General features: G+C 45.4%; 14 protein-coding genes. All 14 read right to left on the reverse strand.

The genetic code is table 11. The features are described 5' to 3' along the window. Positions 1–15: 15 nt before the first annotated feature. Positions 16–1,716, reverse strand: coding sequence for a methyl-accepting chemotaxis protein (locus tag ACM1ND_RS16375; protein WP_023989236.1), 1,701 nt, complete (start codon positions 1,714–1,716; stop codon positions 16–18). Positions 1,717–2,015: 299 nt separating this feature from the next. Then, positions 2,016–2,765 carry a class I SAM-dependent methyltransferase gene (locus tag ACM1ND_RS16380; RefSeq protein WP_023989237.1) on the reverse strand — a complete coding sequence of 250 codons (750 nt, stop codon included), beginning with the start codon at positions 2,763–2,765 and terminating at the stop codon, positions 2,016–2,018. Positions 2,766–3,291: 526 nt separating this feature from the next. Further along, positions 3,292–4,095: a sporulation transcription factor Spo0A gene (gene spo0A / locus ACM1ND_RS16385; RefSeq protein WP_023989239.1), complete on the reverse strand. Its 804-nt coding sequence runs from the start codon at positions 4,093–4,095 to the stop codon at positions 3,292–3,294. A gap of 216 nt (positions 4,096–4,311) precedes the next feature. Next, on the reverse strand, positions 4,312–5,472 hold the full coding sequence (spoIVB, locus tag ACM1ND_RS16390; RefSeq protein ID WP_023989240.1) for a SpoIVB peptidase: 1,161 nt from the start codon (positions 5,470–5,472) through the stop codon (positions 4,312–4,314). Positions 5,473–5,595: 123 nt separating this feature from the next. Then, the gene (gene recN / locus ACM1ND_RS16395) at positions 5,596–7,314 is read right to left on the reverse strand and encodes a DNA repair protein RecN (protein WP_023989241.1); all 1,719 of its coding nucleotides are present in this window, start codon (positions 7,312–7,314) and stop codon (positions 5,596–5,598) included. Between the two features lie 58 nt (positions 7,315–7,372). Next, positions 7,373–7,822, reverse strand: coding sequence for a transcriptional regulator AhrC/ArgR (gene ahrC / locus ACM1ND_RS16400; RefSeq protein ID WP_013310809.1), 450 nt, complete (start codon positions 7,820–7,822; stop codon positions 7,373–7,375). A gap of 16 nt (positions 7,823–7,838) precedes the next feature. Then, positions 7,839–8,315: a hypothetical protein gene (locus ACM1ND_RS16405; protein WP_028540597.1), complete on the reverse strand. Its 477-nt coding sequence runs from the start codon at positions 8,313–8,315 to the stop codon at positions 7,839–7,841. Between the two features lie 155 nt (positions 8,316–8,470). Further along, positions 8,471–9,322 (reverse strand): TlyA family RNA methyltransferase, encoded by an 852-nt coding sequence (locus ACM1ND_RS16410; protein WP_023989243.1) that lies wholly within the window; start codon positions 9,320–9,322, stop codon positions 8,471–8,473. Positions 9,323–9,398: 76 nt separating this feature from the next. Further along, on the reverse strand, positions 9,399–11,297 hold the full coding sequence (gene dxs, locus ACM1ND_RS16415; RefSeq protein WP_418026315.1) for a 1-deoxy-D-xylulose-5-phosphate synthase: 1,899 nt from the start codon (positions 11,295–11,297) through the stop codon (positions 9,399–9,401). A 107-nt stretch (positions 11,298–11,404) separates the two neighbouring features. Next, positions 11,405–12,328, reverse strand: coding sequence for a polyprenyl synthetase family protein (locus tag ACM1ND_RS16420; RefSeq protein WP_418028035.1), 924 nt, complete (start codon positions 12,326–12,328; stop codon positions 11,405–11,407). Continuing rightward, positions 12,300–12,560, reverse strand: coding sequence for an exodeoxyribonuclease VII small subunit (gene xseB / locus ACM1ND_RS16425; protein ID WP_013310814.1), 261 nt, complete (start codon positions 12,558–12,560; stop codon positions 12,300–12,302). Before xseB ends, ACM1ND_RS16420 begins: the two co-directional genes overlap by 29 nt. Beyond that, positions 12,550–13,914 carry an exodeoxyribonuclease VII large subunit gene (gene xseA, locus ACM1ND_RS16430; RefSeq protein ID WP_071558533.1) on the reverse strand — a complete coding sequence of 455 codons (1,365 nt, stop codon included), beginning with the start codon at positions 13,912–13,914 and terminating at the stop codon, positions 12,550–12,552. Before xseA ends, xseB begins: the two co-directional genes overlap by 11 nt. 12 nt (positions 13,915–13,926) lie before the next feature. Further along, on the reverse strand, positions 13,927–14,784 hold the full coding sequence (gene folD / locus ACM1ND_RS16435) for a bifunctional methylenetetrahydrofolate dehydrogenase/methenyltetrahydrofolate cyclohydrolase FolD (protein ID WP_418026318.1): 858 nt from the start codon (positions 14,782–14,784) through the stop codon (positions 13,927–13,929). A 37-nt stretch (positions 14,785–14,821) separates the two neighbouring features. Further along, complete coding sequence (gene nusB, locus ACM1ND_RS16440) at positions 14,822–15,271, reverse strand: transcription antitermination factor NusB (RefSeq protein ID WP_013310817.1); 450 nt, start codon at positions 15,269–15,271, stop codon at positions 14,822–14,824. Between the last annotated feature and the right edge of the window lie 128 nt (positions 15,272–15,399).

Consider the following 15,399-nt stretch of genomic DNA (forward strand, 5'->3'; position numbering starts at 1 on the left):
AAAGCAGTATACGAATTATACTTTGAATTTACCAATTTGCCCTTGCAGATCCTCTGCCATCGTAGACAGGTTTCTTGCAGATGAAGCAATTTCCTCCATGGACGCCAGCTGTTCCTGAGTTGCGGCAGATACGTGTTGTGTCCCTGCTGCGGCTTCCTCAGCAATCGCTGAAATTTGTCTGACAAAACCAACAATCTCATCTGTACTTGCAGACATTTGTTCTGATCCGGCAGAAACCTCTTCAATTTCACTGGCCACTTTATTTACGGTTTCCTGAATTAGTTCAAAGGATGCGCCTGCATTTTGTACAACTTCACGACCTGTCATGACATCCTTCCCGTTAGACGCTACCGCCTCAATAGCATGGGTAGTATCCTTTTGAATCAATCCCACTAGCTCCGTAATTTGTTGAGCTGAATGAGCCGATTGTTCAGCCAACTTGCGAACTTCGCCTGCAACTACAGCAAATCCGCGACCATGTTCTCCTGCACGGGCCGCTTCAATCGCAGCGTTCAAGGCAAGAAGGTTGGTCTGACTAGAAATATTGGTGATAACATCAATGATCTTGCCAATTTCGTCTGAGCGCTCTCCCAATCCAGCCATGAGATCTGCCAATCCATTCATCGAATCATTCACGGCATTCATCTGCGTAACTGCCTGTTGAATCATCTGGTTACCTTCAGCCGATTTATGGGCCGCATCTTGCGCAGATGCGAATACATTTTGCGCGCGGATGGCGATTTGCTCAACACCGATAGACATTTCCTCAATAGCTTGGGACGATTTCGTCACCATATCTACCTGGTCTCCTGTTCCAGTAGCTACTTCTTGCACCGTTTCGGTTATTTGTGCAGAAGCTTGGCTATTTTGCTCTGCGCTGGCCGTCAATTCTTCTGAGGAAGTGGTTACCAACTCAGTCGTCTTACTCACAGATTGAATCAGTTGACGAAGGTTCTCAACCATGACATTGAAGGAATGTGCCAACGTACTGATCTCGTCCTTGCCCTTCACAATGATAGCTTCACTTGTAAGATCACCCGATGCAATACTTTCAGCAGCACGACTGATCCGCAAGATAGGTTTAGAAATAATTTGGGCTATGATGATTGCCATGATCAATGCTAATATAACGGCTACTATACTCAAAACGATGACCAATTGTCTCCCTGAAATAAAATTGTCAACTGCTTCTTTCGTAGTCTGTTTAGATCCATCTGCATTCAATTTAATGAGCTGACTGATCATATCGTTTGAACTATACCACAACTTATAGGTCTCTTGATGAAGGATGCTTGATTGAGCATAATCATTGGCTTTACCTGCTTCGATCACTTCAGGCAACTTAGCCAAATACTCCGTATAATTTTTAGAGAATTCTTCGTACATTTCGCGTTCTTTAGGGGTAGCAATTAATTTTTCGTATGTTTTGCGGCCGTCCTCAACCTTTTTTAAAACCTTATCATATTCGGCCTGAACCTTCTCCATTTCCTCTGGGTCACGTTCTACAATAATGTTTAATGAAATCCGCTCTACATCAGATACATCACCATTTAGTGTTCCCAGTATGGTCACACTTGGCATCCAATGGCTATCAATTGCCATCGAAGTGTCACCTAGGTTTTTCATTTTTGAGATAGATACTGTACTAATCACGATCAAAAGGATTATTACCGCTAAAAAACCCAATATCAATTTTGTTCGAATGTTAAATTTCATATATACGCTCCTCAGTTCTCTTTATATTAGATACTATATCGACAAGAAACGACACTTTGTTTATATCAAAATTAAAGAGAATTTCAGAACTGTTTACAAAAGGAAAATTTCCCTTCGTGATGGTTGGTGCAACTGATTCAGGTTTATTTTATAACCTCGTGGAGAGCATTATGTTTTATAATCCCCAACAATTGTACCGTCATATAGGGAGGGAGATGCTGAAAATCTTTATTCACTTATTCCATCAAACTTATAAGTTTTAAAAAAAGGATACCCAGAAACGGGTATCCCTTTATGTTTTACTTCCTAGCAATCACCATAAATCGTTCTGAATTTGTCCTTATTCCTATTTCGGTTTGATTGTCTATAATAAATTGTTGGAGTATTTGAAAATCAATTTCTTTTTCTCCGAAGTTAGAAATAATCGGAGTGTGTTTCAAGAGGAATATTAAGTCAGCAGGAGTCTGATAATATTCGTTTGCATTGAATTCAAATGACTGTATATCGTTAAAGCCCGCATCACTTAATTCGGTAATATATTTAGCTTTTAACGAGTCTTTCTTAGCACCCCATGCCTGTCCTCTTCCAAACGCTTCTTTAATATTTAATTTGTCGTTTTCGCTTACTTGCTGTGTCAGGAACATGCCACCCTTTACTAACACCTTTGCTATTTCTTTTGCATAAAAACATGAATGTCGAGAAGAGATTACATTAAAGAAGTTCTCAGGAAAATTTAGATTTTCAGCATCCATCTGGAGAAAACGAACATTTGCTATGTCTGATTCAGCAGAATTCTTGGTTGCTGTTTCAATCATTCCGGTGGAATGGTCAATCCCAACTAGAAGTAATGCAGAATCTGCTATTGATAAAATTGCTTCCCCACCGCCAGTACCGATATCAAGCAATATATCCGACTTCTTGCATGTCTTCGCCACTTCATTGTAGAAGTCCCATTTTACTCCTTTGGAGATACATTTCACATTGCTGAAATCCCATCCGTTGATTTTTCCAACCTTATCATAAAACTCTTTATATTCTATTGAATTCATTTTTCTTCCACCTTCCAATTAAGGATAAAAACTACGAGTTAGCAGACCGATATCATTCAGAATTTTAGTTTTTGTAGCCAAAAGGATAGACTTCTCCCTTGACGGCTGGTACGCGTTTTTTCCAGCCCGGAAACTAAATACCTCGAACAATACGGAATGACATCCGATTCACCTCATTTGAAAGATTGTTTTAATTATATTTCTTATAGAGCTTGTCGATCAAGCAATAGTTCAATAACAATTCCAACTCTCTCCCTTGGTAGAACGACGACTGATAGCAATGAAATGACGATAATTGAAGAAAACTTTAAATTGTCCAGTTGAAATTGAAAATCGTTCACAAAAAATACCGCTCCTTTACTGGTTCTTGGAAGAACCAATAAAAAGGCGGTATTAGTTTTCTACTATTCAGAAGTTTATCGGTAATCTGGGCGGCTGTTTTGGAGATTAGAAGCCATCCCTGCAATTATCATTGATAAACGTCAAACCACAAAAATCCCTTGCTTCATAAATCATTCTGACTCTTTCAGGACACCTTATTCTCAATCCGCAGCTTATCTGCCACCATCGCTATGAATTCACTATTGGTTGGTTTGGACTTACTGATATTAATGGTGTAACCAAACAGATGTGAAATGCTGTCGATATTTCCTCGGGTCCATGCTACCTCGATAGCATGACGAATGGCGCGTTCTACGCGAGATGCCGTCGTTTTGAACTTTTCGGCGATTGCCGGATATAATGTTTTGGTGATGGCTCCCAAAATTTCGATATTATTGTACACCATCGTAATGGCTTCACGTAAATATTGATAGCCCTTGATGTGAGCTGGTACACCAATTTCATGTATGATGGCTGTGATACTGGCATCCAGGTTTTTCGTCTTACCCATAGGTACTACGTTGGACCGCATGGATGAAATGGTCACCGGACTGCTGCTAACTAACTGCGGTCCCACCAATTGGCGAACACGGTTAGCCAGCACTTCCATGTCAAACGGCTTCAAAATATAATAAGATGCCCCGAGCTGTACGGCCCTTTGTGTAATATTTTCTTGACCGAATGCAGTCAGCATAATGATTTTCGGCTGTGGAGTCAGGTTCATTTCTCTCAAACGCTCCAACACACCGAGACCATCCAGGTGAGGCATAATAATATCTAAAATAAGTACATCAGGTATGTTGCGGGATTCTGCGATGCGTTGGAGCACTTCTTCGCCGTTATAGGCGATTCCTGTAACTTCCATATCCTCCTGATCGGAAATATATTCAGCAAGCAAATTCGTAAATTCCCGGTTGTCATCAGCCAACAATACCTCAATTTTTTGCAATGTACTTCCTCCTCATTGAGTGATATTCCATTGTGATATCTGTTTACAGTATATAAATATTTCTTGTCGGAGTATATGATTTCGACATCGAATTATGAATTCCTTCTGTCGAAAATTATTTTTATTTATTTTTTTTAGAGTTTCTATTATAATTGATTCTTTATCTTGCAATTATGAGTTATTCCCCTGCTTTTCGACAAAAAAATCTTAAGGCCACTAGCTCGCCTTAAGATTAGAAGATGATTTCAAGCTTACGTTATTCTGCATGATTCCTGCATCGCGCAGCATCCATTCGATAAAACAACCGTAACCTGATTTAGGATCATTCACAAATACATGTGTCACAGCCCCGATAAGCTTACCATTTTGGATAATCGGACTACCGCTCATTCCTTGCACGATTCCCCCGGTCTTATCCAGTAGCTTTGGATCTACAATGCGTATCACAAGTCCTTTGGTTGCTGGTTTGTCCTGCTGAGAGATGTGTACAATTTCCGCCTGAAACCGCTGAATTTGTTGACCTTCCAGCACAGTTAAAATTTCTGCCGGTCCTTCTTTTACTTCATTCGCAAGAGCCACTGGAATAGGAGTCGAATACAATCCATATTGCGGCTCATCTGACATTTTCCCAAAGATTCCGAAATTCGTATTTCGTTCAATATTTCCTAATACCCGATGATCTTTGAGAAAATGAGCGCGTTTTTCTCCTGGTTCCCCACTTTGGCTTTTCGCAATTGACGTCACATTGGATTGCACAATCTCTCCGCTCCCCACGACAATAGGGGTTTGGGTATTCATATCGGTAATTACGTGACCCAAGGCCCCGTATACACCCTGGTCCGGTGCGTAAAACGTTAATGTACCTACACCTGCAGCCGAGTCCCTAATATACAACCCAAGCCGCCACGCTTTATCATCTTGATCATATGCTGGTGTTAACTTGGTGGAAATGGTCTGCTCCCCTCGACAAAGCGTGATGTCGAGCGGTTTTTTGTTCTTACCTGCTTCGTCTACTGCCTCAGCAACCCTTGCCAGGCTATTGAGTGGCTTGCCGTTCATGTGTGTAATTCGATCCCCTAGGCGAATCCCTGCTGTTTCACCAGGTGACACCTTACGATCATTACTTTCCTGAATGATATGGTGACCGACGACAAGCACTCCTGAAGATTTTACTTTGACCCCAATCGTCTGCCCCCCCGGGTATACTTTTAAATCGGGGACTACACTTTCTTGGGTTGTCCTCATGCTTTTAGAGCCGAACAAATCCAAAGAAGCTTGTGGAGGCAGCGCTGCTTGCACATACTGAGCGTTACCGATAGAACACATAAGAAAAACAAGCAAAAGACCGAGCAATTTGATCCTGGAGTAAAAATTCAATGGCTGTCACGCTCCCTTTGCTTCTTTCGCTTGACGAGTAAAGGTGGTCGCCAATTGCGTACCTATAAGGTAACCTTGCCCCCAGGCTTTTATAACTGTTAAACATTACGCCAGCCGCTCTTTTCAGGCTTTCTTTCCTTCCGCCAAATTCAGCATTTCCTGTGCGTGATGCAATGTTTTTTCGGTAATTTCCACGCCGCCCAGCATCCGTGCCAATTCCTTGACACGCCCGTCCTCCGTAAGTCCCTCAATTTGAGTCATGGTCCGTCCATCATGAACATTTTTCTCAATAAGGTACTGATGATCTGCCATACATGCCACCTGTGGCAAATGAGTAATGGAAAACACCTGACAAACGGAAGATAAACGATATAGCTTCTCGGCAATGGATTGAGCTGCACGACCACTCACCCCGGTATCCACCTCGTCAAAAATGAGTACTGGAATTTGATCATGACGCGCAAAAATACTTTTCATCGCCAACATGATACGTGATAGCTCACCGCCTGAAGCGATCTTACCAAGTGGACGTAGTGGCTCACCTGGATTGGGGGAAATAAGAAATTCCGCATTATCTATGCCTTGCTTGGTAGGTCTTACCTTCAGACCTTTATACTCATATCCGCGTGGATCTTCAATTGGATCAATACGCACCTTGAGTGACGTTCTTTCCATCTGCAGGTCTTTTAACTCCTGCTCCACTTGCTCTGCAAGCTCTTCAGCACAAATTTCACGTGCTTCTGTAAGCTCTTCCGAAATCTCCAGCAAATCGGAAAGCAACTCATCCCGTTTTGCAATGAGCTGCTCCAGCCGCTCATCTTTATTTTCCAGCAGATCGGTTTCCTGCTCAATACGGCTATAGTATTCCAAAATCTGCTCTATACTATCACCATATTTTCGCTGTAATCCGGTAATTTGATTCAAACGTTGCTCCACTTCATGCAGCTTGCCTGGATTAAATTCAATATCCTCACGATAAGAACGTAATTGGAATGCTGCGTCCTCTAACTGGTAAAAAGCAGACTGAATCTGCTCCGCAATAGGCTGAAGGCTTTTGCTGTCATAGCTTTGGACATCGTTCAATCTGGACAATACGTTATTGATCGTATCCAGCCCACCTCTGCCGCTTAGCAGTTCGTATGCTCCTGATATCCCATCCATCATTTTCTCACTATGGGATAGCTTGACCCGTTCCTCTGCCAATAATTCATCTTCTCCCAATTTCAACTCCGCCGCAGCGATCTCTTCTAATTGAAATCGGTACATATCCAAAAGCTGATAAGCCTTTTGACTGGAGCTTTGCAGTTCTCTTACTTCTTTTTCCGCTTTGACAAAAGCATTGTAACGCTCACGGTAAAGCGTTTTGACTGGACCGATCACCGAATCACCGAACGTATCCAGAAGCGCCAGATGGCGATCTGCACGTAGCAGGCTTTGATGCTCATGTTGCCCGTGGATATTGACGAGCTGCTCACCTACCTCACGCAGCATTGTTAAATTAACCATCTGGCCGTTAATTCGAGAAGAGCTTTTCCCCTGAACCGTAAGTTCGCGACGAATCAGCAAATGCTCCTCCGCATTGGCCTTAATCCCTTGTTCCTCAAGTGTTTTCCAAACTGGATGTTTTACCGGCAGCTCAAACAAGGCTTCCATCTCTGCTTTATCACAACCGTAACGTACTAGATCAGCAGAGCCCCTACCGCCTGCAATCAGCCCAAGCGCATCGATAATAATGGATTTACCAGCACCTGTTTCCCCGCTCAAGACATGAAACCCTTTATAAAAATGAACATCGACGGCCTCTACGACCGCCAAATTCCGTATAGACAAAGTGACCAGCATCGTTCTTTCACCTCTATGATGTACAAATTAAAACGCCTAATATGCGTAGCCATTATAATTAGGAAATGTAGCCCATAAGACGATTCACGATAGCTTCGCTGTTTTCTTCCGATCGGCAAATAATCAAAATGGTGTCATCTCCGCTAATCGTACCCATAATCTCGGACCATTCAATATTGTCCAATAAAGCAGCAATCGAGTTGGCTGTTCCCGGCAGACACTTCATCACAATCAGATTGGTTGTGTAGTCAATATGCAAAAAGTTATCGACCAACGTACGTTTCAGTTTCTGGGCCGGATTGTAGCGCTGATCTGAAGGCATTGAATATTTATATCTGCCATCGTCCATTGGAACCTTGATCAGCAGCAGCTCCTTGATATCACGCGATACGGTCGCCTGTGTGACCTGAAAACCAGCCTTACGCAATGCTTCAACCAGATCATCCTGCGTCTCAATCTCATGTTGTGAAATAATTTCCCTAATTTTAATATGTCGTTGACCCTTCATATAATCCTCCTATGGATTAACCTTCATATTCCTCTTCTTCGAGGTCTTCCACTAATGTAATAAGGCGAATACTTCGCTCGTCCGTATCAACGTACAATACACCCGCGCAACCCGGATAGAGCAACAAATACGGCATGAGCCTGTCCCGTAAATCAGGACCACTCCACTCCATTGGTTTCTTGCGGCGTGACGTTTTGACCATATATGTCGAACCGTTTCGTACAGCCACGTAGTCTATAAACAAACGGCTATACACGGTATGTCCATTCACTTTAAAAGCAAGCGGTATTTTCATTTTCCCACCCACTACTTCATAACCTGCTTCTTCGAGTATATCTATAGCAGGCCCTTCATCCAAATCCTCGTTAATCGGTATTGTCTTTAGCACAAGCGGCCCTGGCTCCTTCAACCAGGCACGCAGGCTATATAAAGCCCATATCCCTAATATCACCCCGATTACAGCGATGATAATCGTATCATATCTTGTGTCCATGGACCGATCACCTCATGGACATATTCTAGGACAAGATGTAAAATTCCTTTTCCTTTGTACATCTCATTATAGGCGAACGTGAGTTCTATAATCAATCCCTCACACCAAAAAGAGGTTCCCTTAAGTTCACAGAACTCATGGAGAACCCCTGAATGTTACTTACGCGATGGACCATTATTAAAAGTCTGCCCTGCTTCCTGAACAGTACGTTCAATTAGTGGTCTGAAATCCATCTTCTCCAGCTGCGATTCTGCAGCAGGAAGCCCATCCAAACGCCAATGCGCTAAAAATTCAATATTGCCTTCTCCACCTGTAATAGGCGAATAAGCCAAACCTTGCAGCGTAAGTCCAAGCTCATGCGCAAACATCAGAATGGTCTGCAACACTTCTTTATGCGTAGCAGGATCACGGACCACACCGGATTTTCCAACCTTTTCGCGTCCAGCTTCGAATTGCGGCTTGATTAGAGCTACAATATCAGCAGGTTGATGCAATAAGGCAAGCAACGGGGGCAAAATAATACGTAATGAAATAAACGAAACGTCAATACTTGCGAAATTCGGGACAGAACCATTCAAATCCGCAGGTGTCATATATCTGAAATTCGTTTTTTCCATTACGCATACTCGTTCATCATTACGAAGCGACCAATCCAGCTGATTATAACCCACATCAATGGCGTATACGTATTCCGCTCCATGCTGAAGTGCACAATCCGTAAAACCTCCAGTGGACGAACCAATATCCAGCATTGTCCTGCCCTTCATATCCAGCTCAAATTGACGAATGGCCTTCTCTAGCTTTAATCCTCCACGGCTTACATACGGATGCACCGAGCCCTTAACTTTAAGCTCGCTGGCGCGTGGTACCTTCATACCCGCTTTCTCTATCCGTTCGCTGTCCGCCAGCACTAGACCAGCCATAATCGCAGCTTTAGCTTTTTCACGGCTTTCAAAAAAGCCTTGTTCTACAAGTAATACATCAATGCGTTCCTTCGGAACAGACATGTTAATCTCCCTTTAGGCAGCCAGGCTGCTCTTGTCATACTTTTTATAAACGTCATGGTCTTCGCTTCAAGTTACCCTATACGGACTGTCCCATGCCATATGCTGGTTCAGCAGCCCATTTACGCAGCTTTAAGCATACATCTTCAATGGTAAGCCCTACTTCAGCACGCTGCTCTTTAATGGAGCCATGCTCCACGAACAGATCGGGAATCCCCATTAGGCGCACTTGCGCCTCTTGTATTTCGGCTTTGGCGTAAAATTCCAGTACAGCGCTACCCAAGCTTCCTGCTTCAGAAGCTTCTTCCAATACGATCAGCTTCGTATGCTGACGAGCCAGCTCACGCAACATATCCTCGTCCAAAGGCTTCAGGAAACGGGCATTCACTACGCCCACTTGCAACCCTTCACGTTTCATCGCCTCCGCAGCCTCTGTCGCCACCTGGAGCATCGGTCCTGATGCAATTACAGCAAAGCCCTCACCCTTACGCAGGAACTCCCAACTGCCGATGGAAATAGCCTGTAATTCTTTATCCAACGGCACGCCAACCACATTAACACGCGGGTAACGATAAGCAATTGGACCGTCTTCATAATCGAGCGCTGTTTTCATCATATGGCGTAGCTCGTTCTCATCCTTTGGCATCATAAGCACAAGATTCGGGATATGACGTAAGAATGCCACATCAAACACGCCATGATGAGTTTCTCCGTCAGCCCCAACAAAACCTGCACGGTCAATCGCGAACATTACGTTCGCATTATGACGACAGATATCATGCACAATCTGGTCATAAGCACGCTGCATAAAAGTCGAATACACCGCAAACACCGGTTTCAGCCCTTCCATTGCCAACGCAGCACACATGGTAGCTGCATGCTGTTCAGCAATGCCGACGTCAATCATACGGCTAGGAAACTCTTTACTAAACGGTACCAGTCCTGATCCACCAGGCATAGCAGGCGTGACCGCAACGATGCGCTCATCCTGCTCAGCCAGCTCAATCAGCGTTCGGCCGAAAATTTCCGTATACATCGGATTACCTACAGCTTTGAGTACCTGACCCGATTCAATCTTGTAAGGGCTGATTCCGTGCCATTTGTGTGAATCTGCCTCTGCAGGTTTATAGCCCTTGCCCTTGGTGGTTACGACATGCACCAATACAGGGCCAGTGACATTATCAGCCTGCTGGAAGGTTTCGATTAGCTTCGGCAAATCATGCCCGTCCACTGGACCGAGATACGTAAGTCCCAGTTCCTCAAACAGTACACCAGGCACCATCATATATTTAAGACTGTCCTTGACACGGCCAGCCGATTTGGCAAGTTTACCGCCGATCGCGGGTATTTTTTTCAGCAAGACTTCCAGCTCATCTTTTGCTCGCAAATAATGACGGTCCGAGCGGATTTTACTCAAATAATTATGCATGGCCCCCACATTAGGTGCTATGGACATTTCGTTGTCATTCAGAATGACCATTAAATTTTTGCGCTCATGTCCGATATGATTCAACGCTTCGAAGGCCATCCCCCCAGTCAACGCGCCGTCTCCGATCATTGCAATGACTTTATTGTCCTCGCCCTTCAAATCTCGAGCCAAAGCCATTCCCATTGCGGCCGACAGAGAAGTGCTGCTATGACCGGCTTCCCAAACATCATGCTCACTCTCGCTTCTTTTTACAAAACCACAAAGTCCATCACGCTGACGAAGTGTATCAAAACGATCCATTCGCCCTGTCAATATTTTGTGTACGTAGGCTTGGTGCCCAACGTCATAAATCATCTTGTCCTTCGGACTGTTATAGCAATAATGCAGGGCGATCGTGAGCTCAACCACTCCCAGATTCGATGCCAGATGCCCCCCAGTCACGGACAGCTTCTCAATCAAAAAGCTCCTGATTTCCTCGGCCAGAGAAGCCAACTCCTCAACCGACAGTGATTTCAGATCGCCTGGTTGCTTTATGTGTGGAAGCAGCACGCATATCTCCCCGCTTTCCTTCAAGTTTGTGTGTAAAGTTAACAAGTATTATATCACACTTTTTGACTGTGCTTAAACGCAGACAAGTCAAAACAGCTCTAAGGCAACTAACGATCACGCTTCATCAGGTAATCGGCTATCTCCAGCAAACGAGAAGAATCGGGAATACCGCTCTCTGTTATCACTTTTTTAGCAGATGCGGTGAGTTTCTCCACCTGCTGCAAAGATGCGTCCATACCAATGAAATACGGATAGGTAACCTTCTCCTGTTCAACATCACTTTGCGTTTTCTTACCCATTTTGCTCTCATCGCCTATGAGGTCCAGTATATCGTCCTGTATCTGAAAAGCCAGCCCCAAGTCTCGTCCAAAACGGCGAAGCGCCTCTAATTGACTCTTGTCCGCCCCACCAATCCGTCCACCTGCCAAGAGCGAGAAAATAATCAAATCAGCAGTTTTATGAAGATGGATATATTCCAGTTCCTCGATCCCCGTCATTCCTTGCTCGCCTGACATATCGGCAACCTGTCCGCCTACCATGCCCCGCGCGCCACTCATTTCGGACAAATCCTCGACAATGGACAATAGCGCATCGGATGAAACACCGTGACGCCGTCCTGCTTGCACAATGCTGTAAAAGGCATGGGTCAACAAAGCATCACCCGCAAGGACAGCAACCGCCTCGCCGTATACCTTATGATTCGTCAGCTTACCTCGCCGATAATCATCATCATCCATGGCTGGCAAGTCGTCATGAATGAGGGAGTACGTATGTACCATTTCTACCGCACATGCCACTGGTAGCGCAGCTTCCCTACTTCCACCGAATGCTTCAGCAGCAGCGATCACAAGCAGAGGCCGCAGCCGTTTTCCGCCTGCGGTAAGTGAGTAATTCATGGATTCTCGAAGAACAGCGGGAATGTTCCAATCGACCGGGAACTGCTCGATCAGTGCGGATGAAACTACATCCGTCGTCCCGGTCAAATATTCCTTGAACGACGGTCTATTCAAGCCCTTCACCGCCGTTTTCATCCAATCCACCGCCAAAAGGCTTCTTGCGCAAATCTCCATCCTCTTCCACGATCATTTCAATTTTACGTTCAACCTGCTCCAGCTTCTGACTGCAAAGCTGAGACAGCTTCATCCCCCGCTGGAACAAATCAATGGCTTGCTCCAGAGGAACGTCTCCATGCTCCAGTTGTCCGACAATTTCTTCAAGAGCGGCCATAGCCGCTTCAAAATTCAATTCCGTTTCATTCGCCACCGTGCTTCGCGTCCTCCTTCATTCCCCATACTTGGCAGTCCAACTGCCCATCACTTACTTTAATCTTGATGGAATCTCCCGGCTGTACGTCTTTGAGCGACTTAATCAGCCGTTTCTCCTGCTCATCGTATACCAAGCTATAGCCTCGGGCCATGACTTTGAGTGGGCTCAGCGCATCCAGCTGACGAATTCCCGTGTGCAACTGCTGCCGTCCCGTTTTCGTAATAGCACGCATCGCAGACTCCAGCTGACGTTGCGCCATATCCGTCTGCTTGCGTGCCGAACGAATTTGTTCACGCGGATTAAACCGCTCTAGTACCTGACGCATACGTGCGTTCTTTTCTGCGTTCAAACGCGAACGGTTACCCGCTGCGCGAATCAGCCGCTGATGCAGCATGTCCATTCGCTCTGCATGCTGTAGCATATAACGGCGTGGGTGCAGCAGAACTGGCGAACGCTGAAGCCTCGCCAAGCGTTCACGGCTGGTTTCCAGCCGCTGCCGGAGGGCGTTGCGCAACCGTTGCTCACGCTGGAGTAGCTGATCCCGTAGCTCTGCCTGATTAGGCACAGCCAACTCGGCTGCTGCGGTTGGCGTTGCCGCACGCAAGTCAGCCACAAAATCGGCAATAGTAAAATCCGTTTCGTGTCCAACTGCCGAAATAACCGGAATGACCGATGCGTAAATGGCGCGCGCAACCGCTTCCTCATTAAAAGCCCACAGTTCTTCCAACGAGCCACCTCCCCGTCCGACGATCATCACCTGAACCTCTTGCATATGATTCATAGCTTCAATTGCCTTGATTATCGAGGGTGCGGCACCTTTTCCTTGTACGAGCACAGGATACAACACAATTCCAGCCTGCGGGTATCGCCGTTGAAGTGTCGTAATAATATCACGCACAGCCGCTCCGGTCGGTGACGTAATCACGCCAATGGTTGCCGGATGGGCAGGGAGATTACGCTTACGAGCAGTATCAAACAGTCCCTCTGCATCCAGCTTTTGCTTGAGCTGTTCGTAAGCCAGATAAAGGCTTCCTATGCCGTCAGGCTGCATTTGAGTTGCATAAAACTGATATTGTCCATCTCGTTCGTACACGGATACGTTTCCCCGGGCAATAACACGCGTACCTTCTTTCGGTACGAAAGGGAGCCGCTGATTATGGGTTGCAAACATAATCGAACGTATGCGACTCCCCTCATCCTTGAGCGTAAAGTACATGTGACCACTCGAATGATGCGTAAAATTAGAAATTTCCCCGCGTATCCATACATCAGACAGCACCTGATCCGATTCCAGTTTCATCCGGATATAACGATTCAGGTCCTTTATAGAGTAAATACGTTGTTCAGCCACAGGCAGCTGCCCTTATGCCAAACCGTGCGACCGCTTGGCCGCTACAAGCGTATTTTGCATCAGCATCGTAATTGTCATCGGGCCTACTCCGCCGGGAACAGGCGTAATCGGACCAGACACTTGCTTCACGCTCTCAAAATCAACGTCCCCCGCCAACTTTCCGTTCTCCAGACGGTTCATCCCCACATCTATCACTACCGCTCCGGGCTTCACGAACGAAGCATCAATAAAGTTGGCTTTGCCGATCGCAACGACTAAGATATCCGCTTGTCGACTTAGATCCGCGATATTCGCTGTACGGGAGTGGCACATCGTAACCGTAGCATTTTCACGCTGCAACAATAAAGACACTGGCTTGCCTACGATATTACTGCGACCAATAACTACCGCATGTTTACCAGCTATCTCTACTCCAGCACGCTTGATTAACTCAATAACTCCAGCAGGAGTACAAGGCAATAGACTATCGTCACCGATGACCAAATTTCCTACGTTCACCGGATGAAATCCATCTACATCCTTCTCCACTGCAATGGCGTCAATGACAGCTTTTTCATGAATATGCTTTGGCAACGGCAGTTGTACCAAAATTCCATGGATAGTACTTTGATGGTTCAGCTTGTCCACCAGTTCCAACAATGCTTCCTGCGAAGTATCTGCTGTTAACCGGTGAACCTCTGAGTAATAGCCGAGATCATGGCATGCCTTTTCCTTGTTTTTAACATATACCTGCGAAGCGGGATCTTCGCCTACCAATACAACAGCCAGTCCCGGCTGAAACCGGTGCTCTTTCAGACGAATGACCTCTTGCTGAATGCTTGCGCGAATATCCTGAGAGATTTGTTTACCATCAATGATCGGTACTGACATGTTTATCCACTCTCCAACCTGATTCAGTAGTCTCTACTTAAAAACGTGCTTTCAATTGCTCCAGTTCTTGAATCACTCGTCCCAGTACACCATTAACAAATTTACCGGATTCCTCGGTACCAAAGTGCTTCGACAATTCAATCGCTTCATTAACAGCTACCTTAGCTGGAACATCCTCACGGAAAATCATCTCATATGCCGCAAGTCTCAAAATTTGACGATCTACACGTGAAAGTCTGCTGATCTGCCAGCCTTTAAGATAATCCACCAACAGCCCATCAATGGCTTCCTTGTGCTCCCACGTACCCCGCACATGCTCCAAAACATACGCTCTTAAAACTGCCGCGTTTTTAACGACAACTTCCGCTTCGTTTTCCTCAGCGGCTTCCTGAAGCAACATGTCCACGGCTGCTGCCGCATCCACTTCATTCATTTCCATATGGTACATACTCTGTACCGCTAATTCCCTCGCCAGACGTCTTTTCATGCCCTGCCTCCTACGCTTGCCTATATCTATTTTTCATTCTAACCAATTTCCACAAAAAAACCTGTGAACGCATCCTCCAAAACGTTGGGCGCAAAGAAGCTACAGCTCTATTTTGGAGAACACGTATC

Origin of the sequence: Paenibacillus sp. JJ1722, assembly GCF_048282685.1 — a bacterium.
Classification (GTDB): Bacteria; Bacillota; Bacilli; order Paenibacillales; family Paenibacillaceae; genus Paenibacillus; species Paenibacillus polymyxa_B.

Excerpts from the sequence above, each read along its gene's own strand:
- ACM1ND_RS16375 (WP_023989236.1), bottom strand. The coding sequence starts at position 1,716 with ATGAAATTTAACATTCGAACAAAATTGATATTGGGTTTTTTAGCGGTA.
- ACM1ND_RS16380 (WP_023989237.1), bottom strand. The coding sequence starts at position 2,765 with ATGAATTCAATAGAATATAAAGAGTTTTATGATAAGGTTGGAAAAATC.
- recN (WP_023989241.1), bottom strand. The coding sequence starts at position 7,314 with ATGCTGGTCACTTTGTCTATACGGAATTTGGCGGTCGTAGAGGCCGTC.
- ahrC (WP_013310809.1), bottom strand. The coding sequence starts at position 7,822 with ATGAAGGGTCAACGACATATTAAAATTAGGGAAATTATTTCACAACAT.
- ACM1ND_RS16405 (WP_028540597.1), bottom strand. The coding sequence starts at position 8,315 with ATGGACACAAGATATGATACGATTATCATCGCTGTAATCGGGGTGATA.
- ACM1ND_RS16410 (WP_023989243.1), bottom strand. The coding sequence starts at position 9,322 with ATGTCTGTTCCGAAGGAACGCATTGATGTATTACTTGTAGAACAAGGC.
- ACM1ND_RS16420 (WP_418028035.1), bottom strand. The coding sequence starts at position 12,328 with ATGAAAACGGCGGTGAAGGGCTTGAATAGACCGTCGTTCAAGGAATAT.
- folD (WP_418026318.1), bottom strand. The coding sequence starts at position 14,784 with ATGTCAGTACCGATCATTGATGGTAAACAAATCTCTCAGGATATTCGC.
- nusB (WP_013310817.1), bottom strand. The coding sequence starts at position 15,271 with ATGAAAAGACGTCTGGCGAGGGAATTAGCGGTACAGAGTATGTACCAT.